This is a genomic window from Zooshikella sp. RANM57 (assembly GCF_050749885.1).
GTDB lineage: Bacteria > Pseudomonadota > Gammaproteobacteria > Pseudomonadales > Zooshikellaceae > Zooshikella.
On record NZ_JBOIUB010000003.1, the window covers coordinates 246368 to 269458 of the forward strand.

Genomic DNA, 23091 nt, shown 5'->3' on the forward strand with positions numbered 1-23091 from the left:
ATCGTCATTAATGATGTGGAGCAGTCAGTATGCAGTTTCGCTCAGTTCAAACGAGTATTCTAGTTTACACAAGCATTTGTCTGGTTATTTCGCTATTTGCTGTTGTGGGCTATGCACTTTACTCCTCACTAAACACCCAACGTTATGTCAGCGAAACCTCACAAACGCTCATGTCAGAGAAAATCAAAGAGAGTCTCTCATCACTCACTTCAGGTAAAGCACAGCGTATGCAACGCCGAATGGAAAAAGCGATGACGGCGGCCAGAACCTATGCGCAAAACCTACAAGCTTATTATCAAAGTGGAGCACCAGCACAAGTTGCAAATAGTCGTGAAATTGTCAGTGGCATGGCAAAACACCTAACTGAAGCCAATAGCGACTTTTTAGGCGCTTATACCGGCTGGGAGGCAAATGCTTTTGATGGCAATGATGCCATGTATCAAAATGGTGAATACATTCATTCACAACCATCCACAGGTCAGCTCGCTGTTTATTGGAATCGCAGTGCTTCAGGCAAAGTTGACGGCCGCCCACTGGGCAAACTCTACGCCCAAGAAAAAAATGATGCCGGAATACGCCGCAGTGAATGGTACCTTTGCCCAAAAGAAACAGGCAACGAATGTATTATTGATCCCGCCGCTTATGACGTACAAGGCGTCATGACATTGCTATCCTCATTTGTTACTCCCATCATGCATGATGGTAAATTTATTGGCATGACAGGAATTGACTATTCACTTAATTTTTTACAGGAAATTAGCACCGAAATTAATGCTCAATTGTACGAAGGCAGCGGTAGTGTTGCCCTGGTGAGCTTTAATGGTGTGATGGTGGCTAATACTGGTGATCCTTCTCTGGTAGGTAAACCTGTCGGTACTTTAAATGAATGGAAACCTATCATGGAGGCTATTCGACAAGGCAACAGTGTGGTTACAGAGAATGAGGAACTCATTACCAGTACCACCATTTTTACGGTAGGCCAAACCAAAACACCTTGGGCACTGGTCATATCAGTCCCCAAAAGTGTTGCCTTTGCTGATGTTCAAGCTATGTCTGCTCAAGTTTCTGAGCAGTTCAACGAAAGTTTGATTGGACAATTGATTACAGGCGCACTTATCACAGCGTTAGCGTTACTGGTGTTATGGCGAGTCGCTACTTCAATATCCAAGCCACTTAAAGAAGTGGTCAGCCTTGTCGATGATCTTGCAGAACGGGATGGAGACTTAACACGTCGTATTCAAATTAACCGTCGTGATGAAGTGGGAAGCCTGGCCAGCCGGGTGAATCTCTTTATCGAAAAAATCCAAAACATGGTGAAAGACGTAGCTCAAACCATTGAACAAGTTGACCAATCGGCTGATGAAAGTTCAAAAATTGCTTATGAAACCAGTAATGGTGTGCAACGGCAACGTTCTGAAATTGATCAAGTAGCCACCGCAATCAACGAAATGTCATGTGCTGCCAATGAAGTAGCTAATAATGCAGCAGAAACAGCACAGTCTGCGGGTGCCGCTAATGAGTCTGTATTAGAAGGCCAGGAGATTGTTAATCGTAGTGCATCGACCATACAACAGTTATCGGATGAAGTAGAACATGCTGTTAAAGTAATAGAGCAACTAAAAGAGGATAGCGAAAATATTAGCAGTATATTAGATGTGATTATTTCTATTGCTGAGCAGACGAATTTGCTGGCATTAAATGCGGCCATTGAAGCAGCACGAGCAGGCGAACAGGGACGAGGGTTTGCAGTAGTGGCCGATGAAGTCAGAACCCTAGCGAGCCGAACTCAAAATTCAACGGATGAAATTCGCCAAACCATCAATGCTCTTCAAGACCGTACAGAACAAGCGGTTCAAACAATGAGTCGAGGTAGCGAAATGACACATACTTCAGTCGAACAATCGCAACAAGCGGCCAAACGATTAGAAGAGGTTGTTCACGCTATCAGTCGTATAAACGATATGGCAACACAAATTGCGAGTGCAGCCGAGCAACAACATGCTGTCTCAGAGGATATTACTAAAAATGTCACCACCATTAGTGATGTGGCCGGTGAAGTAGCAGAAGGTGCAGACAACTCAAGCAAGCAAAGTGAGCAGTTGAGTCATCTTTCAGATGAGTTAAGCGGAAAAATAAACCGCTTTAAATTTTAATCCCCTGAACATCCCCACGCTGGTGTAGTTTATGGTAAACCCGCAAATAATTCAGAAAATACACAAAACATGTTAGGTAGTCACTACTACCTAACATGTGTATAGAAACGCGAGATAAATTTGCTAACCACTAAAGTTGCAAATGAATAGCCTCGCTTTCCATCATGCTGGCATCGCATTAACGCAAAAGACAACATAATCCGTTTAGCCAGAACCTGCCCTAGACTTCTTCTGCAACACCTTCAAGACGTCCCAGCAAACTACCTAAACGGTCGCTCCAGTTGGCTAACTCCTCCCTTAACGTGGCATTTTCATCCTCTAATTTCGATTTCTGCTCACGTAGCTCTTCCAGTTCCATTTTTTGGATACCAACCGTATCAATCACATGTTGTACTTTTTCTTCTAACTTGGCTAAATGATCATTCGACATAATGCGCTCTTTCTATTTTTATCAACAACAATGACCGCAGATTATAGACACTGAAAAACATAAATTAAATCACGTTTTAACTGTGAAGCACATAAAACATATTCCCAAAGTGCCTTCCTATCTAAAGACAAGGTCAATCACCAACAGTAGATTAGGATTAGACAAGCATAAAAAGCCTGTGCTCCTTACGGGTTGATTATTGTTGTCTTTAAAAAGTGACACTCAACGGAAAGTCATGAAAGATAATATTTCGTTTCCCGTTAATTCCCCCTGTCAACGCAGCAAACAACAACGTGGTGTACCAGTTAAAGAATACGTAGCCCCTTGCCAAACCGCCATGACATTTTGATGATATTTTTCCATTCACTTATAATCATTACGCTTATTACTGACTTATCTTGGCTTTAGGTCACCGCTAAAAATGCACTTTTTTAGCGGTGACCTAAAGCCATTCGTTGGCCGCTGGAGAAAAAAATTGAGCTGTACTCAGCACCATTACCAAGACCTCATTAACCTGTTTAATCACTGTTTTGCCGAAACGCATAATACGTATCTTATCAAAGGTGATGATGAGCCCATTTACTTGCCAGCCAATGAACAATGCCCTCACCATGGGATTTATTTTGCCCATGGCTATTTCAGCAGCGCTTTGCATGAATGCGCACACTGGTTTATTGCGGGAAACCAGCGACGACAACAGGTTGATTATGGCTACTGGTATGAACCTGATGGACGCACTAAAGCCCAACAACAGCTTTTCGAGAAAGTAGAAATCAAACCCCAAGCTGTTGAATGGATTTTATCCGTTGCTGCAGATTATCCATTTAGGGTAAGTATTGATAATTTAAATAACGAGGCTATTAACCCTCAACCCTTTAAAGAGGCCATTTACCAACAGGTTAAAGTTTATGCTCAGCAGGGGTTACCCTTGCGGGCAGAAAAATTTCGGCAAGCACTCAGTCAATTTTATCAAACCGAAAAAACGATTAATTTGACGTTCTTTTCGACCGAACACTGTTAATTATTTATCCCTTATAAAACTGCTGTAGAAGCTCTTTTCCACAGCGGTTTTCCTTTTGCTTTGCTGATGCTAAATACTGGGCTTTCTTTTAAAAAATGATATAATACCCGCTCTACATTTTTACGCGCTTCTTACGTTATCCTTAGCCGGCCACCATTACGCAACATACCATTTCTGGCAATGTTTTCTGCCTGTCTATTATGGCCGCTACCGAGATATTTCGCTTCAAGTAGTTTATGAGTAGGAGTTTCATGAGCAAAGGGATACTTCAGGAAGCAAGGCATATTCTGCACTTGGCTTACCCGATTATTATTACCCAACTGGCAGCTTCTGGTATGGGGTTAACCGATACTATTATGGCTGGTCAGCTTGGTGCCCTTGACCTGGCAGGCGTTGCCATTGGTGCAGGTGTTTGGGTACCACTTTATCTACTTGCCAAAGGCACTTACATGGCATTGACACCCACTGTCGCCCACTTGTTTGGTGCCAAACGCAATGATGAAATAGGTAGCTATGGTCAGCAGGGACTTTGGATTGGTCTGGGCTGTGGTCTGTTATTAGCGACTTTATTGGCAAATATTAAACCACTCTTAATTTGGCTTGATGTTGACCCAGATATCATTCCACTTTCCAGCCAATATTTAACAGCACTTGCTTTTGGTATGCCCGCCTTAAGTTTATTTAATGTTTTTACCAGCTACTGTGAAGGTGTAGGGAAAACCAAACCAGGTATGATATTTATGTTGGTTGGTTTAATGCTGAATGTTCCTGCTAACTATGTCTTCATGTACGGTAATTTTGGTTTTCCTGCTTTAGGTGCTGTGGGTTGTGGCTGGGCAACTGCAACCGTAGCAACAACCATGATGATACTGATTGCTATTTATACACACTTAGTACCATCGCTTAAGCATTTTGGGCTTTATCGCCACTTTTCACTTCCCAAGCTTGGCATGATTAAAGAACTACTTGCATTAGGTTTGCCTATGGGTATTTCTATTTTTGCAGAGGCCAGTATTTTTTCTTTAGTGAGTCTACTGCTGGGTAGACTTGGTGCAGAGATCGTAGCTAGTCACCAGATTGCCATCAATATTTCTTCCATTGCCTTTATGGTGCCCTTTAGTATTGCTATGGCCGTCACTATTCGTATTGGTCACTGGCTAGGGGCACAACAACCCCATAACGCCAAAAAAGCAGGGCAACTCGGTATTATGCTTGCGCTAGGTTATGCCATTTTTTCTGCAAGCTGTATGCTGGCATTTCCTCAGTTCCTTGCTGAGATCTACACCAGCGATACCAAAGTGATTGAATTAACGGTTGGACTATTATGGTTTGCCGCTGTGTTTCAGTTTTCTGATGGTTTACAGGTTGCAGCCAATGGTATTTTGCGTGGTTATAAAGATACGAAAATACCCATGATGGTCGTTATCATTGCTTATTGGGGTATTGGTCTACCTACCGGTTACTTGTTTGGTTTAACTGATTTAATAACCCCTGCAATGGGGCCTGCAGGCTTTTGGATTGGCTTAGTCTGTGGACTTACTACAGCAGCTATCATGCTATTGGCGCGCGTTGTTTATATTAGTCAGCAACACATAAATTCTGCAAACCCTATAGCCACAGCCAATCAGGTGACTTAGTGACAGGAAAACGACAGTATGCTCAAACCTGCCTTTCCTTGTTATTACTGTGCAGCCTGCTCCTGTTAGCAGGCTGTAACAATAACTCACCCACCGCAAAATTCGATAACTATGTAGCACGCTTAGCACGCGCTTTAGAACAACCTACACCGTCCCTGAACATTGATTGGACATTGTGGCAATACCCTCGCCGGTCAGTACGCTGGATAGCGCCACAAGATATTCGGCTAAATTTTCTTGCTATTCTTTCAATCAAGCACTGCCATTCACTCACCCAACGCATTGCTGAACGAAATAGTGCGCTGGGTAAAGTAATGCCTATTACTCAGCAAGCCATTTATGAACGACAATTACTTCCAGAACTCTCAGCCTGCCTTAAACATCCAGAAAGCACCTCTGCTGAGCTTCGTGAAACGCTGCGACAATGGATGACAGTTAAGCAAGCACAATTACCTTCCACTTATTGGAATGCCTTATATAACTCCAGCGAAATGCTACATCATTTCAGCCTGGCCACACCACCGCTTGCTGAGCAGCCTCCTAGTCTCACCCCCACACTACAAGCACTGAGCTACCTGACCACTTTTAGTCAGCAACGAGACACACCTATACCTGATGTACAGATGTTAACCTTACAGCTCAATCAACACCTGCAAAAACTTCAGCAACGTGCAACAGGAGGAGAACTCATTCGTGCGAGTGTATTAGCGAATACCCTGTTAAAAAAAGCTAATCAGTTGATGGCAACAGTGTCTGCTCAGCAAATTTGCCCTCAACACCGCCCTACCCCCAAATCACGTATACTCAGCCAAGTATTACAGAAGTTTTACTTACAACAGATCCAACCCTACCTTGCCCAACTCAGCCAGCAGCTAAATCAGTGGCAAATAGCTCATCAAAATTTGCTCAACACAATACCTGATGAGCACATCCCTGCAACGATGAATCAATTCATAGCAAAAACAGTAGCTGAAAATACTGGGCTACACGCAATGCTTAAACAGCAAACTACACGACATATCGCGTATTGGAAACAGATACTCAAGCAATGTGCTATCTCTGTAAATTCTCTTCAACACGCCAATCTATAACCTTAATGACTATCCAGATTTGCTTTGGTAAAAACTCACTAACTATACTAGTAAGTGAAGTCACTATTTTGTGGTGTCAGTTAGGCCGGATATAAAAACAATAATTAGACATCACGAACTGAGAGGGGTTAGCTATGAGTAATGTGCACGCTCGTAAGCGCACAGACAATGTCATTGACATGTTCACACGGAAGCCCATCTCACCGGAAGAGTCTAAACGTATCATTCGCTTGTCTCCCGAGCTTGATGGCTTGGAAATGCTTTACAGCAATGATGCAAATCCCAATAAGCTGTTTAGTATGAAGATCCTGTGCTGGGCCTTACGTACTAATGGGGAAGTAGTGGCCTTAGTGCCTTGGCTGAACGATATTGTTGCCTGCGATGAGCTTCGGGATCCTTTAAATGGCCACTGGGAAGGCTACTACGACCAGGGCATTGATGAAATCTTTTATCAAGCACCTATTCACAAAGTCGTCGAGCTAGAAACTGCTGCTGAGTACTATAAAACAGCATTTCAAGGCCCAGATGATGTTGTCCATGAAATTCCTGACAGTATTGGTACCCATGCCATTATTACCACTGATAATTTCGCCTCTTTTTCCCTAGAAGAAGTGATAAGCTGGCAGTTACTCAACAACGGTATGGTTTTTGCGATGATTATTGATAAAAATAAAGTTAAATCCACACCTGTGCTAAAAGGAGACCCTTGCTTGTTTCCAGCACAGCAGCATGATGGCTTTAAATATTTTTTTCATCATCGTATTGCTAATAAAATAAAAGCTAACGACCCAGATGCCATAGCTGCTTTTTCCTTATTAGTTGACCCTTAAATACCCAAAATTTAAGGGCAGACACAACAACCTAGCGTTCCCTTTTGCTTAGTCGTAAAGAGGGACAGCTAGGTTTGCCCCACTAAAACGAAAAATATTACCCTATTAACCGACCTCAGCGCCTTTGCGAATATAGTAAATATACTGCGTGTCATTTTGCTCCTGAGCAATCAATTCATGCTGTAAGAAAGTACAAAACTTTGGAATATCACGTGTTGTGGATGGGTCTGTAGCCACCACTTGTAATACTTCACCCGCCTGCAACTCCCTAATTTTATTGTGTAACAACATAACTGGCTCAGGGCACATTAAGCCACAGGTATCAAGAATATGGTCAGCTTGTGGATTCATAGTGAATACGATTTATCAAGTCAATAAAACACAACTTTAACAAAATCGCTCAATGGACTCTAATCATCATCGTTCATGATGCGTTTTCTTTATACAACGAGACCTGTATTAAGTAGATTAGACAACACTGATCTATCATAATGCTATTAAATGCCCTAAAGCGAGTCGTGGCGTGGCTGCAGATATAATTCGAAAATCATGTCCATGAGGACTTTGATTTGCTTTTAACTCTACCACTGAGTCTACATAAGCAGGGCTGGGAAAATGACACAAAATTTGTATGGGGTAACGTGGTAGTGGTAAGTAACTCAGTGCTGCAGACAATAACCACACCGCATTCACAGTAGCGCGCTGATACCCCAAACATTTAGCCATTACATTGGATAAATGTGCTGGATGAAAGTCACGTACTAACTGCGAAAACTGCTTCGCTTGAGCAGCATGTAAATACCAGCGTCCCACATTAAAGCTGGATGGAACTGGCTGTGTAACAGGGCATAAAACCTGTTGTTTCTGCCCAACCGCATCTTTTGGATAAACTTCTTTATGACTACTGCTAAAAGCTAACTCGCACTCCCAAACCAGTTGCTCTAATTGATAACCCAATATTCTGACCCAAGGCAACTCACCGTCTGCAGAATAATAATGAATACTAAAATCAAAGTTATGCAGTGGGCTCAGAGCCTGATAAACACGCACCTGACACGATACAATACGTAACCACATAGCTAACTGACTAGCATGATCGCTCAGTAATAATTGCGTGTGAAGAGGAAAGCTCATCACTAAAGGAAATAAAGGCGGTAACTGGTTTTCGAAATAACCACTCCACTCTGCTGTCCGAAAAGCCTCCACAACATCTAAGCCACAGCTGGTTAAGTATTCCCTTAACTGAGAGGCAGGCACTGGCTGGTTATACCAGCTCATACCAATAACCGGACGAGTAGGCTGTTGCCGACTGTGCCAAAACTGTAGCGCATAATTCCAGGGGTATATTGAAGTCACGGAAGTGCTTACAGACTTAGCCATCGATCTACCTCTCTCCAATACCAACAACCTACGTCACCCAATGGGTATTGGCCTATCTTCAGGATTAGCAGAAGTCATAAAAATTCGCAAAAAAAATCATCATATTGTCATTTTTTTATTTTTCAGCGGCTATTTTTTAGTGGTAATCATTAATGAGTATTTAGTAAGTGATCTTGCTAAAAAGTACTGGCTATACTGCTCTATGTAAGCCTAATTCAAGTAAATCCGAATATCATAACTAAAAGAAAACACACCAACCCGCTTCATTGAGCACTAACGCTTTACAAGCACTTCTCTTTCAATGTTAGATTGACACATTCTATGGGGAAAAAATGATAAAGGTAATTGTGAGCCGCCAGCTCTCTGAAGGCGTTGAGCCCAACTACGAATTACTGTTAAAGGAAACATTGCAGTCTGTTGTTATATCACCCGGTTTTATTTCTGCTGAATCACTGGTTGATATCAATGACGCCAATCATCGGCTGCTTATTAGTCACTGGACAGATATTCAATCATGGCAAAAGTGGCTTTATAGTGAAGCCCGTCAGAATCTGGTAGGGCAAATACGTCCAATGCTTTGTTTTGAAGAAGATGTGCATATTTATATACACAGTGAGCGGCACTCAGGATTAACCTCCATAACACCACATCGCTAATGAAATTAATGTGGTGTTAAAGCGCTTCCGAAGAGGAAGTAAAAGCGTAAATTTTGTCCTTGAAGAATTAATTAATCTCGTAAAAGATTAATCTCGCAAAACAACGACGGTCACTTCTTCTCGGTCATGATAAAGCTGTTTAGTTAATATACGATAGTTAAAGCCAGCTTCTCGAAATGCCTCATGTAATCGGTCATGGGCTGCTGTAACAGCTTGATAACGCTGTTTCATAGGTAACTTCAAATTAAAAACAGCATGACGCGTCCACTCATGGGTTAACCAGCGGATAACCATATCTGTTACCCGAGCTGGCTTGTCGACAATATCACACACCAGCCAATCAACGGGTTTAGCAGGCTCATAAGTAAACCCATCAGCGCGCTTATGTTCCACCAGGCCTGAATCCATCAACGCTTTGTCCATTGGACCATTATCAACAGCCGTCACCCGGATATGACGACTGACCAACTGCCACGTCCAACCACCAGGTGCAGCACCAAGATCAACCGCTTTCATCCCAGGTTGTAACAGACGCTCAGCTTCTTCTTTCGAGAGTAAACAGTGCCAAGCTTCCGCTAATTTTAAGGTAGAACGGCTGGGTGCCTGGCTAGGAAATTTCAGTCTAGGAATCCCATTGAGCCAATGAGCCCCACGCCCCGCCAAATTAATACCCACATAACATTGCTGACCATTTAAAAAGAACAAATGCATACTGGGAAGCTGGGTATTTTCCTGCTCAGAGAGTACTTTTTTCGCTTTTAATGCCTTACGAAGTGGCACAGTTAATTTCTTACAAAAACGATGTAACTGTTTTCCTTCATTGGTATCAGGATATTCCAACCATAACTGGCCGACTTGAGGCCAACCCTCTACCACCTCCAGGATAGGTGTTAAACGATCCGTTGGTGGTAAGTCATCCAAAAAAGGACCTGCTGCCAACCACTGCCGGGTAAATACTAAGGAGCTTAAGCTGATTCTGGTTTGTAACCAGCAAGCATCTTTTTCAGTTCCTTCCAGGCAGTGAAAGACAACAAACCCTTGCTGCGGTTTTGCCTGGACATAACCAGCCACACCTAATGACGCTGTCACAGCGGTAATCTCAGCAGCACACTCTTTTTCAAAGCCTGCCCGGCAATACAACACTAGATGGGTAAATGGTTCAGATAATTTTGACTTCATAACACCTTGCAATTATTGCTTCAACGAACACATTAAATTTCATGACAAAAGTGTGCTACCCAACTGGCGGCTTGTTGCCAATATTCTTCCTTTGAGAAGCCACTTCGTTTACTAGGGACTAAATCATGATCAGCTTCAGCGAGCCAATGAATCTTTACAGCAGCGCTTAAACTGTAGTCTTGTACGTACTGTTTATTACCTAACGAATCACGTGTTCCCTGAATAATACGAGTAGGCAACTTAAGTGTCTGTAAATGCTCAATACGAGGTTTATCACGCTTTCCTGCAGCATAAAATGGATATCCCAAACAAACAACACCCTGAACATTAAGTGGTAAAGTTTGATTGGCTGCTAACAACGTCGCCATTCTGCCACCCATTGATTTTCCACCAATAATAACCTTTTGCTGTACCGACAACTGTTGCACCATATATTCCCAACAAGCAATCAGCTTTGGCTGCCGGTCTGGTGGACGCTTTTTACCTGAATGTCGGCGCTGATCCATATAAGGGAATTCAAAACGCATGACATTGACACCAAGCCCAGCAACCGCTTCAGCAAAATAAGACATAAAAGGGCTATCCATAGGCGCACCAGCACCATGAGCGAAAACAAAGTAAGGCGCATTTTCCTGGTGAGAATAGGTCCAACATAAAGGTAACTCAGAGAACATGATGTCCGTCCGATTGTTTAGCAATAGTCTTAAATTTTTATTTCAGTAATACGACACTAAAGCCTATTACACAGCTGCAACAGTAACAGATCATTTAATGTAAATATTTTATACATATTTTCTCTTGTTAAACTGTCATCTGCCGGCAATTATGGCACAATAGTCATGTCTTGATTTAAGTCAATATAATACAGGTCAACCTCACTAAAAAATGTCGCAATAACGTCACCGTATTGACATATAATGTACTCAGCGCGTATCCTCGCGCCTCGCCGGGGGAAGTTTGAAACAAATTAGCAACAACTAAAATTGTGAACGTAGTCTAATCTATAGACCCATTAGCGAACCTATTCGCATTGTGACTTACGTTTCTTGAATGGCAGGAATTAACTCAGTTAACAACAATCTTGCTAACAAGCGTACGCGTCACCTCACTGAAATAAAACGGTAACCGTACACAACCTGTTGCCCATTAGATTATCAGTCGACCCTCTGTATACAAAAACAACGGCTAAACTATTAGCAAAGAACAAATAACATAATATACCTGATGAGCGCTTTGGTAGAGGTACATACGCTGAGCATATGTTTGTTCAGGTACCTGTTTTGTAAGTCAACAATTGCCAACTTCTCTTTGAAGTCACACCCGCAGCTGACTTCTGTGCGCCCTATTGCCTTCGCTTCACCAACCTACCACCACTTCACCGTATTTATTCCGGAAGTCGCAACTTATGGAACCGTAACATGAGCACAGCAACCAACCATACAGAGTACAACTATAAGGTCGTCCGCCAGTTTGCCATTATGACGGTCATTTGGGGGATCGTTGGTATGGCCGTGGGTGTATTCATTGCCGCCGAGCTGGTTTTCCCAGACTTGTCAGCAGGAATTCCCTGGTTAAGTTTCGGTCGATTGCGCCCCTTACATACCAACGCTGTTATCTTCGCTTTTGGTGGATGCGCATTGTTCGCAACCTCCTATTATGTCGTACAGCGTACCTGTCAGGCGCCTTTGATTTCTAACGCACTTGCTGCTTTCACCTTTTGGGGCTGGCAACTGGTTATTGTCGCAGCCGCCATCACACTACCCCTGGGAATTACCACGTCAAAAGAATATGCAGAACTGGAATGGCCCATCGACATTTTAATTACTGTGGTCTGGGTCTGTTATGCCATAGTCTTTTTTGGCACCATCATGAAACGCCGCACTAAGCATATCTATGTTGCTAACTGGTTTTATGGTGCATTCATAGTCACGATCGCCTTGCTCCATATTGTGAATAATATGGAAATTCCTGTGACCTTGTGGAAATCTTACTCTGCCTATGCCGGTGCCCAAGATGCCATGATTCAATGGTGGTATGGTCACAACGCGGTTGGTTTTTTCCTTACAGCAGGCTTCCTTGGCATGATGTATTACTTTGTGCCCAAGCAAGCAGGTCGTCCTGTTTATTCTTACCGTCTTTCTATTGTGCATTTCTGGGCATTGATTGCGATCTATATCTGGGCTGGCCCTCACCACTTACACTACACCGCGTTACCCGACTGGGCACAAACCCTGGGTATGATCATGTCACTTATTCTGTTAGCACCTTCTTGGGGCGGTATGATCAACGGCATGATGACGCTATCTGGTGCGTGGCATAAGTTACAAACGGATCCCATTCTGCGCTTCCTGGTGGTATCGCTTTCCTTCTATGGTATGTCAACGTTCGAAGGCCCCATGATGTCCATCAAAACGGTGAATGCATTGTCTCACTACACCGACTGGACAATTGGACATGTGCACTCAGGCGCACTGGGCTGGGTTGCGATGATTTCAATTGGTGCTGTGTACCACCTTATTCCTCGCCTGTTTGGCAAAGAAAAGATGTATAGCACTGACCTCATAAATGTTCACTTCTGGTTAGCCACCATTGGCACCGTATTGTACATCGCCTCAATGTGGGTTAACGGCATTATGCAAGGTCTCATGTGGCGGGCAGTCCATAAGGATGGCACATTGATGTACAGCTTTGTTGAGTCTGTTGCAGCCAGTGAGTTTGGCTACATTGTCAGAACCATCGGCGGTCTATTTTTCCTAACAGGCATGTTCTTTATGGCTTATAACACATGGCGCACTGTGAGTGAGTCTGATCCAGAAAAAGTTCGTGCTGCAGCACAAATGGCTTAAGGGAGCAGTACACCAATGAAAAACCATGACATTGTTGAAAAAAATGTTGGCCTGATGGTGATTTTGATTGTGGTTGCCATTAGCTTTGGTGGCCTGGTTGAGATCGTCCCTTTGTTCTTTGATAAGGCCTTGACTGAAAACAAAATGGCCTATGAGCAAAGCCTGAGTGGTGATGAGCAGGAAGTCGTTCAACTGACTGTAAACCCTTACACCCCATTACAGCTTGAAGGTCGTGATATCTACATTCGTGAAGGCTGCGTAGGCTGTCACTCACAAATGATTCGTCCATTCCGTGCTGAAACCGAACGTTATGGACACTATTCATTAGGTGCTGAAAGCGTCTACGACCATCCATTTTTATGGGGTTCTAAGCGTACGGGCCCTGATTTAGCACGGGTAGGTGGGCGTTACTCAGATGAATGGCACCGCGCGCACCTAATCAACCCAAGAGATGTAGTTCCAGAGTCTGTCATGCCTCCGTATCCATTCCTGGCTGAAAACGTGCTGGATGGCAAACACACTGCAATAAAGATGGAAGCATTACGTAAGGTGGGCGTTCCTTATACTGACGAACAAATCAGTTCAGCTGCCGCTAACGTTGCTGGGAAAACTGAGCTTGATGCGCTGGTTGCCTACCTTCAAGTCTTGGGTACATATGTACCAAGAGGTATTCGTGGGGTCAAACCCGCTTCAGCGCTCCCTACCCCAGAGGTGGCTGAATGATGATAGATATCAATACCTTACGCGGCTTGGCAACAGTATTTGCCATGATCGCCTTTTTAGCTGTGTGCTTTTGGGCTTATAGCAGTAAACGAAAAAAACAATTTGATGAAGCCGCCAATTTACCCTTTATGGATGAATTTGCTAGCCCAAACGCTGCCAACCAGGAGCTAAAACATCATGAGTAATTTCTGGACTGGGTGGGTTTTTGTGCTCACCCTGACTTGCTTAGGACTAATTGTTTGGTTGTTATTTGCTACTCGCCGCAGACAACGGCCAAATCTCACTGAACAAACGATGGGTCATAGCTTTGATGGCATTGAGGAATATGACAATCCTTTGCCTCAATGGTGGTTTTACTTATTTGTTGCCACTATCGTGTTTGGAGCAGCCTACCTGGTACTATTCCCAGGAATACTGCCAGGAAAATTTAATGGCATTCTGGGGCTGGTTGCAAAAGACCAATACCCTGATGGCTGGTCATCAACCATGCAGTATAAAAATGAAGTAAAACATATTGATGAGCAGTATGGCCCTATATTTGACCAGTATACAAAAACGCCCATCCCTGAGCTGGCTCAAAATGAAACGGCTGTCACTATTGGTAAACGTGTATTTGCCAATAACTGTGCGATTTGCCACGGCTCTGCAGCACAAGGTCGTTTCGGCTTTCCTAACTTGAGTGATAATGACTGGTTGTATGGTCATGAGGCAACGGCTATCAAAACCACTTTACTAGAAGGTCGCCGAGGTCAAATGCCGGCTTGGGGCCAGTTTATGTCTAACCAGGAAGTCACCAACGTTTCTCTTTACGTTCGTTCATTAAGTGGGGTTGATACCAAAGCAACTGAAGACCAGCTAGCTAAAGGCAAAGAAAACTATATTGGCAAATGTTCAGCTTGTCACGGAGTCGATGGTAAGGGTAGTTACCTGAATGCCAACATCAGTAATGATATTGGCGCTCCCGACCTGACTGATGACATCTGGCTTTATGGTGGTGCCCAACATCAAGTTGAGTACACGATTCGTAATGGTCGAAATGGTGCTATGCCTGCTTGGAAAGACGTACTTGGTGAAAACCGAGTTCACCTGGTAGCAACTTACATTTACAGCTTGGGTCAAAAAGCCAAACAAGCTGAAAGCACCACAAAAACTACGCAAGCTAAGTAAAAAAACCTCCCTGCAGTTGCCTGGTGTTTTTTTATCACCAGGCAGCTTGGCCAGTTAGCATACAAGGCCAAAACCATCCTACACTCACGTTGTTTCTTAGCAGGCTCAAGGATATGTCGCAAGATAGTGTAAAAGACCGTGAAACACCTGAAATGATTGAAGTGGTTGATCTGTACCAGAAAAAAGACAAGATCTACCCGCGAGCATTTAAAGGCGTTTTTCGAAATTATCGTATCATCGGCGGCACGTTGTTATTCCTACTCTACTTTGGTGTAGCTTGGCTCAACTGGAATGACCGACAGGCAATTCTGTTTGATCTGCCTGAGCGAAAATTTCATATTCTTGGCATCACTTTCTGGCCACAAGATTTTATGCTTTTGTCATGGCTGCTTATTATTTGTGCCTTCGGTTTATTCTTTATTACTGTTTGGGCAGGCCGGGTTTGGTGTGGCTACGCATGCCCACAAAGTGTGTTCACTTGGGTATTCATGTGGGCTGAGCGAATCACAGAAGGTGACCGCAATAAACGAATGAAGTTGGATAAAGCCCCTTTTACTGGTCAAAAATTTCTAAAAAAATCAGCCAAACATATGTTGTGGGTGCTTATCGCACTCGCTACTGGCTTTACTTTTGTAGGTTACTTTTCGCCAATTCGCGAACTGATTCCAGCCTTCTTTAGTGGAGAAGCCAGTGGCTGGGCCTACTTTTGGATTGCCTTTTTTACACTGGCAACCTACGGCAATGCCGGATGGATGCGAGAGCAGGTCTGTATTTACATGTGCCCTTACGCTCGCTTCCAAAGTGTTATGTTTGACAGTAATACGCTGATTGTTTCCTACAACTCACAGCGTGGAGAAAAAAGAGGTCCTCGTAAAAAAGGTGCAGATTACCAGCAGAAAGGTTTAGGTGATTGCATCGACTGCCAGATGTGTGTACAAGTCTGTCCTACGGGCATTGATATTCGTGATGGACTGCAGTATGAGTGTATTGGTTGTGCTGCTTGTATAGATGCCTGTGATAATATAATGGAACGCATGAGTTATCCAAAAGGGCTCATTAGTTATACGACACAAAATACTTTAGCGGGAGAAAAATCAGCGCTGTTTCGTCCTCGACTAATGGGCTACTTAATCGCATTGCTTGTCATGATTGGCTTGTTTAGTTACACCATCACTGACCGTATACCTGTTGGGCTAGAAGTCATTCGCGACCGTAGCAGCCTATACAATAAAACACCCGATGGTTTTATTGAAAATTTATATACAGTCAAAGTCGCTAATATGGACACTCACCCCCATCAGTATATTTTAAATATCGAGGGATTAAACAGTCCAATTATCGACCCCAAACCGCATATTCAGGTTGGAAGTGGCTTGGTCGAAGAGCTGACGATTCGCGTCAAGGTCAAAGCTGATGTGATAAAACAACCTAATAATACATTTGTTTTTTCAGTCCAGGCAAAGGATGATGAAGCAATCAAAACGACTCAAGAAAGTCGCTTCCTCGCTCCCGCTTCGCAGTAAAGAGTAATGACATGGCACAACAACACTCTATTTCCTCAGAAGATAAAAAGCATGGCCGTTTTTGGCTATGCTTTTTATTGGCTATTCCTCTTTTAGCCATCATTCTGGGTAGCTCATATATTGCTATTGCAGTTCATAATGCCGACTCACTGGTAGTTGATGACTATTACAAAGAAGGCTTGGCTATAGAAAAAGAGCTAAAACGAGACCGTCATGCTCAAGCACTTGGACTCACCGCAAAAGTATATTTGGATAATACTCAAAAGCGGGTAAGAATTACATTGTCGCCAGATCAAGCCAATATGCCTCGGGCTTTAACACTGAGCCTTATCTCGCCTACCTTACCTGAAGAAGATGTGACACTTCCTGTTCAACTCAACTTAGATAACGAGTATGAAGGTTTTCTTCCTCACGAAATAACAGGTAAGCGTTATATTCACCTTGAAACGCCTAAAGCTGTGGATGAACAAAATCACCGAGAAGGCTGGCGCTTAATTGGTGGTAGTTATATTGATACATCTTCTGTCACCATCGCTTTACAATCTGCCACAATGAAGATTGCAAACGAATAGGTTATCAAGTGTAGTATGGCAAACCCAATGACAACACAGTCAACATGCTACCACTGTGGTGCAACTATTTTGGGTAAAGCACCCTGCTTTGCCGTTATTAATGGCACATCTCATCCTATGTGCTGTCCAGGTTGTCAATTTGTTGCAGAAGCCATTGAAGGTGAAGGGCTGGCCCACTATTACCAGTATCGAACCCAGCAAGCGCTGAAGCCTGACCAGGATAAAGCCCCCACTGCTGATTATACTGTTTATGACCGAAAAGCCCTTCAAACTCAACTCGTTAGACAACAACCTAATGGACAATACTCTGTAAGCTTAAGCATTGAAGGAATCACTTGTGCCGCCTGCATTTGGCTGCTGGAAAAACACTTAAGTCAACTCAAGGGTGTTGAGCAAGCCTCAGTTAACCTCACAACACATCGTGCCTTTATTCAATACCAGTCTGAGCACGTTAAATTAAGCGAAATCATGCAGCATATCGCTTATATTGGTTATCTGCCACACCCTTTCTCCATGGATAAACAACAACAACTTGCCCAACAGGAGTACCGAAGATCGATTCGCCGCTTAGCCGTTGCAGGGATAGGTACTATGCAGGTTATGATGTATGCCATTGCACTGTATGCTGGTGCATTACAAGGAATGGAAGACAGTTATCGTGATTTTATTCGGTGGGTCAGCTTCCTCTTAGCAACACCTGTCGTTTTTTATGCGGCACAACCTTTTTTTAAAGCCGCTTGGCGAGATGTAAAAGCACGCCACTTAAGTATGGATTTTCCTGTAGCTACCGCTATTGGTGCAGCCTATACAGCCAGTACCTGGGCTATGCTCACGGGTTCGGGTGAGGTCTATTTTGACTCTGTGTGTATGTTTACTTTCTTCTTATTAATCAGCCGTTTTCTTGAAATGCGGGCACGGCATCATACAACCCAGCAAGGTTCTGGTCTTTTAAAGCTTCTACCTGATAAAGCCACACGCATTGATAGTGGACAAGAGCAGATAATAGCGGCAATAGAGGTTGAAATGGGTTACACCCTGCGTATCAAACCTGGTGAGCCAATACCTGCTGATGGCGTTATTATTCAAGGACATACTACATGCAATGAAGCGATGCTCACTGGTGAATACTTGCCGGTTACCAAGCAAGTCAGTGATACCGTTTTAGCAGGAACAATCAATGTCGAGCATGCTATTGATATCCAAGTAACCGCTACAGGACAAACAACACGCTTAGCGCATATCGTTTCTTTACTGGAACAGGCGCAGCAAGAAAAACCCCTCATTGCCCAGTTAGCTGATCGCGTGGCCAGTTATTTTGTCACTGCAGTGATACTAATAGCGGCAGTGGTTTACAGCTACTGGTCTCAACATAACCCTACCGATGCCTTTTGGATTACCTTGGCTGTGTTGGTTGTCACCTGCCCTTGTGCACTTTCACTCGCCACCCCAGCTACACTTACAGCAGCCACAGGAAGACTCTATCAACAAGGTCTCCTTATTACTGGCAGCCATGTATTGGAATCACTCACTCAAATAAACCACATTATTTTTGATAAAACAGGAACACTTACGGAAGGAAAGCTCACTCTGGAGCAAGTGATACCCACAAATACCACGCTATCTCCAGAGGCAATTCTAGACCTTGTGGCAGCACTTGAAGCCCATTCTGAACATCCTATAGCCAAAACATTTACAGAACGAGCAACACCTCTAATAGCAAAAAATGTTACTAATCACCCAGGTTATGGTATTGAAGGCAATATCACTTATCAGGCAGTTAACGCGGATAAAAACAACCTTGAAACATTAAAACTTGAAGCATTAAAAAAAGAGCAACGATATCGAGTGGGTAAGCCTGCATTTATTTGTACATGGTTAAACATTCCCTTACTTGATCCCCCGGAGTCTGAAGGGCAATGGCTACTCTTTGCCAATGAACAAGAAGTGTTAGGCTGGATCAAACTTGCTGATACGTTAAGGCAAGATAGCACACACACGATCCATGGCTTACAACAGCAAAATATGCAGCTTAGTTTGTTGAGTGGTGACCAACCTAATGTCGTCAAGCGCATTGCTGAGTCGCTATCAATTTCATCCTGGCAAGCCAATATGACGCCAGAAGATAAGCTTGTGCAGTTAAAAACACTGCAACAACAAGGTAAAAATGTCTTAATGGTTGGGGATGGCATCAATGATGTGCCTATTCTTGCTGCGGCTAATGTATCCGTATCACTTGGCTGTGGCAGTGATTTAGCTAAACATACCGCAGATATTGTTCTATTAAATAACCAGTTAAGTAGCCTCCTTACTGTATTCGATATTGCTAAGCAAACCCGTAATACCATTCGCACCAACTTAATCTGGGCTCTAAGTTATAATCTTGTCGCTCTACCTTTAGCCGCTTGTGGTATTATTCAACCCTGGATGGCCGCGATTGGCATGGCAAGTAGCTCATTACTTGTCGTTGCAAATGCTTTACGTTTAAGCCGTAGCAAAGCCAGCTGTCGACCCACACAAGACCTTCATACTCAGTCTTCTCAAATAACATCTCTGGAGACTGTGCTCTGACAAGAGAAACTATGTATTCATGGACATTATCTACTTACTGATTCCACTCGCCCTTGTTTTTGTTGCAGTTGCCGTTTGGGCATTCTTCTGGGCTGTTGATAATGGGCAGTATGATGATCTGGAAAGCCCAAGCCACAGTATTCTCTTTGATCAAGAGCCTTCATCAAAACAACCAACACCTTCTACGCAGCCATCAGAAAACAAAGCAAATGATTGATTTTAGTAGTTATGGCACGGCCTTTCTGTTGGGGTTATTAGGGGCAGGACACTGCCTTGGCATGTGTGGCGGCCTCATGGGAGCACTTACCCTTTCGACACCTTCAGGAAGTTTATCAAGCTTTTATCTTGTGCTTTTTAACCTAGGGCGAATTATTAGTTATACCCTTGCAGGTTTATTACTGGGTTCATTTGGCTGGGCTATCCAGTCACTGGGACTAGGAGCAGGCTTAAGAACATTAGCAGGCCTACTGTTAATTGCGATGGGGCTATACCTAGCCAATTGGTGGCGTGGATTGACCTACTTGGAAAAGGCAGGTGGACATCTTTGGCACTATGTTAGGCCGTTAACCCAAAAATTCATGCCTATTAAATCATTCAAACATGCGCTTATTCTTGGTGGACTATGGGGATGGTTACCGTGCGGATTAGTTTACAGCTCACTTACCTGGGCTGCAGCTACAGGGAATACTTGGAAAGCTGCGACCTTAATGGCGACCTTTGGGCTGGGAACATTACCCATTATGATTGCTTCAGGTTTATTTGCCCAGCAATTACATCGCCTGCTAAATAATCGTGGTATTCGCCAGCTACTCGGAATTTCTGTCATTCTTTTTGGCTGTTGGACCATACCAGGTCCTCATCAGGCTTGGCTCATGTCAATGACTCAATCATTATTACCCAATACTAACACCCCAGTTACACATCATATGTCGCATTAGTCGTTATAACGTGTGTCTAGCTAAATTGCGCTTGATGCACATCAAGACAAACCACACCAAACGTACATAAACTGGTCTCCTGAATATGATTAGGAGAGGCAACTTTAATTATGGTGCAAGCGCTTGAGTGGGACAGTCAATTGATTCACCGCTACGCAGTAAACGGTCCAAGGTACACGTCGTACCCAACAGCCGTTGAATTTACTGCACCATTTTCCGAAGTAGCCTATTTAAATGCAGCTAAACAAAGTAAGCAGTTAAATACGCCTCTTTCACTTTATTTTCACATTCCATTTTGCTCTAACATTTGCTACTACTGCGCTTGCAATAAGGTTATTACGAAGCAACGTAACCAAGCGGTGAGCTATATTAAAAACCTTATCCGTGAGATGCATTTTCATGCAGAATATTTTGGTCAACGAGAGGTAACACAACTACATTGGGGCGGTGGGACACCCACTTATTTAAGCTTGGAATTAATGCAACAGTTAATGGAGAAAACTAACGATTATTTCCAACTTGTAGATGATGCGAGTGCTGATTACTCAATAGAAATAGATCCAAGAGAAGCTGACTGGGCAACAATGGGCCATTTGCGCCAGTTAGGCTTCAATCGTATCAGCCTGGGGATTCAAGATTTTAATCCCATCGTACAACAGGCTGTAAACCGTGTTCAAACTGAAGAAGAAACATTAGCGGTCATTGATGCTGCACGAACCCTAAGCTTCAAATCCATCAATGTTGATTTGATTTATGGGTTGCCTCATCAAAACACTCAAAGCTTTTTGACTAGCCTGGATAAAGTCCTTGAGCTGGCACCAAACCGTCTATCAATCTTCAATTATGCACACCTCCCTGATCGGTTTAAACCTCAACGTCGTATCAATGAAAAGGACCTCCCATCACCCGCTGAAAAACTTTCCATTCTTAAGCACACTATTGAGCACCTTATTGATGCAGGTTATGTGTATATTGGGATGGATCACTTTGCACTACCAGAAGATGAATTGACAGAAGCAAAAGTCACAGGGCAGCTCCACCGTAACTTTCAAGGTTATACCACCCATAAAGAGTGCGACCTGCTGGGTTTTGGTTGCTCTGCTATTAGCCAGATTGGTAATACCTACTGGCAAAACCTGTCAAAATTGAATGAATACAGTCAGCAAGTAAGTCAAAATGTCTTCCCATTTCAACGTGGTTTTGTTTTATCGATAGAAGATCTTCTTCGTAGAGAGGTTATCAGTCAACTGATTTGCCACTTTGAGTTAAACATTCATCAAATAGAGCAACAGTTTGAAATTGATTTTAATAACCATTTTGCTTATGAGTTAGAAGCATTACAGTCAATGGCAGATGATGGCTTGCTTATCATTAATAAGGACAGCCTACTGGTACAACCTAAAGGTCAACTACTGATTCGTAATATATGTATGGTATTTGACCAATACTTGGCTGCAAATAATGAAGCAACGCGCTTTTCAAAAGTAATATGACTCCATCTTAGTAATTCCCGTTGGAGTTTTTAGTAGTTTCCCCTACAATAGCCTCTAATCAGATACTAGCATTAAACATATATGACGACGGAAGTTGATTAGAGGCCCTCACAGCATGACGTCGAAACCTACTGTAAAACAGTTCAATCAAGTGGCCTGTAAAGAGTGTGCATTGCAACCTCTTTGCCTGCCTATCGCTTTAAATACTGAAGACATTGATTTACTTGATAAAATTATTAAGCGGGGACGACCCTTGCGAAAGGGGGAGCACCTGTTTCTTGAAGGAGATAAATTTGCCTCCATTTACGCTGTCCGCTCTGGAGCACTAAAAACCTACACCTCAACCAATGATGGTGATGAACAAATTACTGGTTTTCACTTACCTAGTGAGTTAGTAGGAATGAGTGGTGTCGACAGCGATGCCTACCCTGTTTCCGCTCAAGCTATTGAAACAACAACGGTTTGTGAAATTCCTTTTGACCGCCTAGATGAACTTGCAGAATCTTTGCCTGAACTGCGTCGTCAACTAATGCGGATCATGAGCAAAGAGATTCGTGAGGATCAGCAAATGATGCTTTTATTAAGCAAGAAAAATGCTGATGAGCGTATTGCTACTTTCCTTGTCAACCTGGCAACACGCTTTAGACGCCGCGGATACTCATCGCAGTCTTTCCGACTTCCTATGTCTCGTAATGAAATGGGAAATTATTTGGGACTTGCCGTTGAAACTGTCAGCCGTGTTTTCACCCGTTTCCAAAAAAATGGCTTAATCGTCGCTAATGGTAAAGAAGTCAAAGTTGTTGACCCCATAAACTTGTGTTCTTTAGCAGGGGGTAAACCTGTTGAAGTTAAGAAAAATGGCAGCACTGACACCTAACAATAAG

General features: G+C 43.2%; 22 protein-coding genes. 17 read left to right on the plus strand and 5 right to left on the minus strand.

Annotated elements, in window-relative coordinates; all coding sequences use genetic code 11:
* The first annotated feature begins 29 nt into the window (after window positions 1-29).
* Window positions 30-2153 (plus strand): methyl-accepting chemotaxis protein, encoded by a 2124-nt coding sequence (locus ACQ96U_RS08435; protein ID WP_431720801.1) that lies wholly within the window; start codon window positions 30-32, stop codon window positions 2151-2153.
* Window positions 2154-2373: 220 nt separating this feature from the next.
* Here ACQ96U_RS08435 and zapB read toward each other — a convergent pair whose 3' ends face one another.
* Window positions 2374-2583, minus strand: a complete 210-nt coding sequence (gene zapB / locus ACQ96U_RS08440) for a cell division protein ZapB (protein WP_431720802.1) — start codon at window positions 2581-2583, stop codon at window positions 2374-2376.
* 421 nt (window positions 2584-3004) lie between these two features.
* Here zapB and ACQ96U_RS08445 point away from each other — a divergent pair, with 421 nt between their 5' ends.
* From ACQ96U_RS08445 to ACQ96U_RS08460, 4 genes are all read left to right on the plus strand, one after another.
* Window positions 3005-3604, plus strand: coding sequence for an elongation factor P hydroxylase (locus tag ACQ96U_RS08445; protein ID WP_431720803.1), 600 nt, complete (start codon window positions 3005-3007; stop codon window positions 3602-3604).
* Window positions 3605-3855: 251 nt separating this feature from the next.
* Complete coding sequence (locus ACQ96U_RS08450) at window positions 3856-5241, plus strand: MATE family efflux transporter (RefSeq protein WP_431720804.1); 1386 nt, start codon at window positions 3856-3858, stop codon at window positions 5239-5241.
* On the plus strand, window positions 5241-6332 hold the full coding sequence (locus ACQ96U_RS08455) for a DUF3080 family protein (RefSeq protein ID WP_431720805.1): 1092 nt from the start codon (window positions 5241-5243) through the stop codon (window positions 6330-6332). The genes ACQ96U_RS08450 and ACQ96U_RS08455 overlap by 1 nt, the downstream gene beginning before the upstream one ends.
* A gap of 134 nt (window positions 6333-6466) precedes the next feature.
* The gene (locus ACQ96U_RS08460; protein WP_431720806.1) at window positions 6467-7162 is read left to right on the plus strand and encodes a hypothetical protein; all 696 of its coding nucleotides are present in this window, start codon (window positions 6467-6469) and stop codon (window positions 7160-7162) included.
* A 105-nt stretch (window positions 7163-7267) separates the two neighbouring features.
* On the opposite strand, the gene tusA is transcribed toward ACQ96U_RS08460, so the two are convergent.
* Both tusA and ACQ96U_RS08470 read right to left on the minus strand, forming a co-directional pair.
* Entirely contained in the window at window positions 7268-7513 is a 246-nt protein-coding gene (gene tusA / locus ACQ96U_RS08465) for a sulfurtransferase TusA (protein ID WP_431720807.1), read from the minus strand.
* Window positions 7514-7648: 135 nt separating this feature from the next.
* Window positions 7649-8542 (minus strand): hypothetical protein, encoded by an 894-nt coding sequence (locus tag ACQ96U_RS08470; protein WP_431720808.1) that lies wholly within the window; start codon window positions 8540-8542, stop codon window positions 7649-7651.
* Window positions 8543-8874: 332 nt separating this feature from the next.
* Here ACQ96U_RS08470 and ACQ96U_RS08475 point away from each other — a divergent pair, with 332 nt between their 5' ends.
* Complete coding sequence (locus ACQ96U_RS08475; protein WP_431720809.1) at window positions 8875-9198, plus strand: antibiotic biosynthesis monooxygenase family protein; 324 nt, start codon at window positions 8875-8877, stop codon at window positions 9196-9198.
* A gap of 87 nt (window positions 9199-9285) precedes the next feature.
* On the opposite strand, the gene rlmM is transcribed toward ACQ96U_RS08475, so the two are convergent.
* Window positions 9286-10377 (minus strand): 23S rRNA (cytidine(2498)-2'-O)-methyltransferase RlmM, encoded by a 1092-nt coding sequence (gene rlmM / locus ACQ96U_RS08480; RefSeq protein ID WP_431720810.1) that lies wholly within the window; start codon window positions 10375-10377, stop codon window positions 9286-9288.
* Window positions 10378-10409: 32 nt separating this feature from the next.
* Window positions 10410-11051 carry an alpha/beta fold hydrolase gene (locus ACQ96U_RS08485; protein ID WP_431720811.1) on the minus strand — a complete coding sequence of 214 codons (642 nt, stop codon included), beginning with the start codon at window positions 11049-11051 and terminating at the stop codon, window positions 10410-10412.
* A gap of 744 nt (window positions 11052-11795) precedes the next feature.
* Between ACQ96U_RS08485 and ccoN the strand changes: the two genes are divergently transcribed.
* The 11 genes from ccoN (at window position 11796) to fnr (ending at window position 23084) form a co-directional block, all read left to right on the plus strand.
* Entirely contained in the window at window positions 11796-13223 is a 1428-nt protein-coding gene (gene ccoN / locus ACQ96U_RS08490) for a cytochrome-c oxidase, cbb3-type subunit I (RefSeq protein WP_431720812.1), read from the plus strand.
* 15 nt (window positions 13224-13238) lie between these two features.
* Window positions 13239-13946 (plus strand): cytochrome-c oxidase, cbb3-type subunit II, encoded by a 708-nt coding sequence (gene ccoO, locus ACQ96U_RS08495; RefSeq protein ID WP_431720813.1) that lies wholly within the window; start codon window positions 13239-13241, stop codon window positions 13944-13946.
* Entirely contained in the window at window positions 13943-14131 is a 189-nt protein-coding gene (locus ACQ96U_RS08500; protein ID WP_431720814.1) for a cbb3-type cytochrome oxidase subunit 3, read from the plus strand. Before ccoO ends, ACQ96U_RS08500 begins: the two co-directional genes overlap by 4 nt.
* Window positions 14124-15113: a cytochrome-c oxidase, cbb3-type subunit III gene (gene ccoP, locus ACQ96U_RS08505; protein ID WP_431720815.1), complete on the plus strand. Its 990-nt coding sequence runs from the start codon at window positions 14124-14126 to the stop codon at window positions 15111-15113. Before ACQ96U_RS08500 ends, ccoP begins: the two co-directional genes overlap by 8 nt.
* Window positions 15114-15226: 113 nt before the next feature.
* Window positions 15227-16636 (plus strand): cytochrome c oxidase accessory protein CcoG, encoded by a 1410-nt coding sequence (gene ccoG / locus ACQ96U_RS08510; protein WP_431720816.1) that lies wholly within the window; start codon window positions 15227-15229, stop codon window positions 16634-16636.
* An 11-nt stretch (window positions 16637-16647) separates the two neighbouring features.
* A complete protein-coding gene (locus tag ACQ96U_RS08515) occupies window positions 16648-17208 on the plus strand; it encodes a FixH family protein (RefSeq protein ID WP_431720817.1) in 561 nt (186 codons plus the stop codon).
* Between the two features lie 27 nt (window positions 17209-17235).
* Window positions 17236-19776, plus strand: a complete 2541-nt coding sequence (locus ACQ96U_RS08520; RefSeq protein WP_431720818.1) for a heavy metal translocating P-type ATPase — start codon at window positions 17236-17238, stop codon at window positions 19774-19776.
* A gap of 19 nt (window positions 19777-19795) precedes the next feature.
* Window positions 19796-19993 (plus strand): cbb3-type cytochrome oxidase assembly protein CcoS, encoded by a 198-nt coding sequence (gene ccoS, locus ACQ96U_RS08525; protein WP_431720819.1) that lies wholly within the window; start codon window positions 19796-19798, stop codon window positions 19991-19993.
* The gene (locus tag ACQ96U_RS08530; protein ID WP_431720820.1) at window positions 19986-20714 is read left to right on the plus strand and encodes a sulfite exporter TauE/SafE family protein; all 729 of its coding nucleotides are present in this window, start codon (window positions 19986-19988) and stop codon (window positions 20712-20714) included. The genes ccoS and ACQ96U_RS08530 overlap by 8 nt, the downstream gene beginning before the upstream one ends.
* 110 nt (window positions 20715-20824) lie before the next feature.
* Window positions 20825-22207, plus strand: coding sequence for an oxygen-independent coproporphyrinogen III oxidase (gene hemN / locus ACQ96U_RS08535; protein WP_431720821.1), 1383 nt, complete (start codon window positions 20825-20827; stop codon window positions 22205-22207).
* Window positions 22208-22322: 115 nt separating this feature from the next.
* Window positions 22323-23084, plus strand: coding sequence for a fumarate/nitrate reduction transcriptional regulator Fnr (fnr, locus tag ACQ96U_RS08540; RefSeq protein WP_431720822.1), 762 nt, complete (start codon window positions 22323-22325; stop codon window positions 23082-23084).
* Window positions 23085-23091 lie beyond the last annotated feature (7 nt).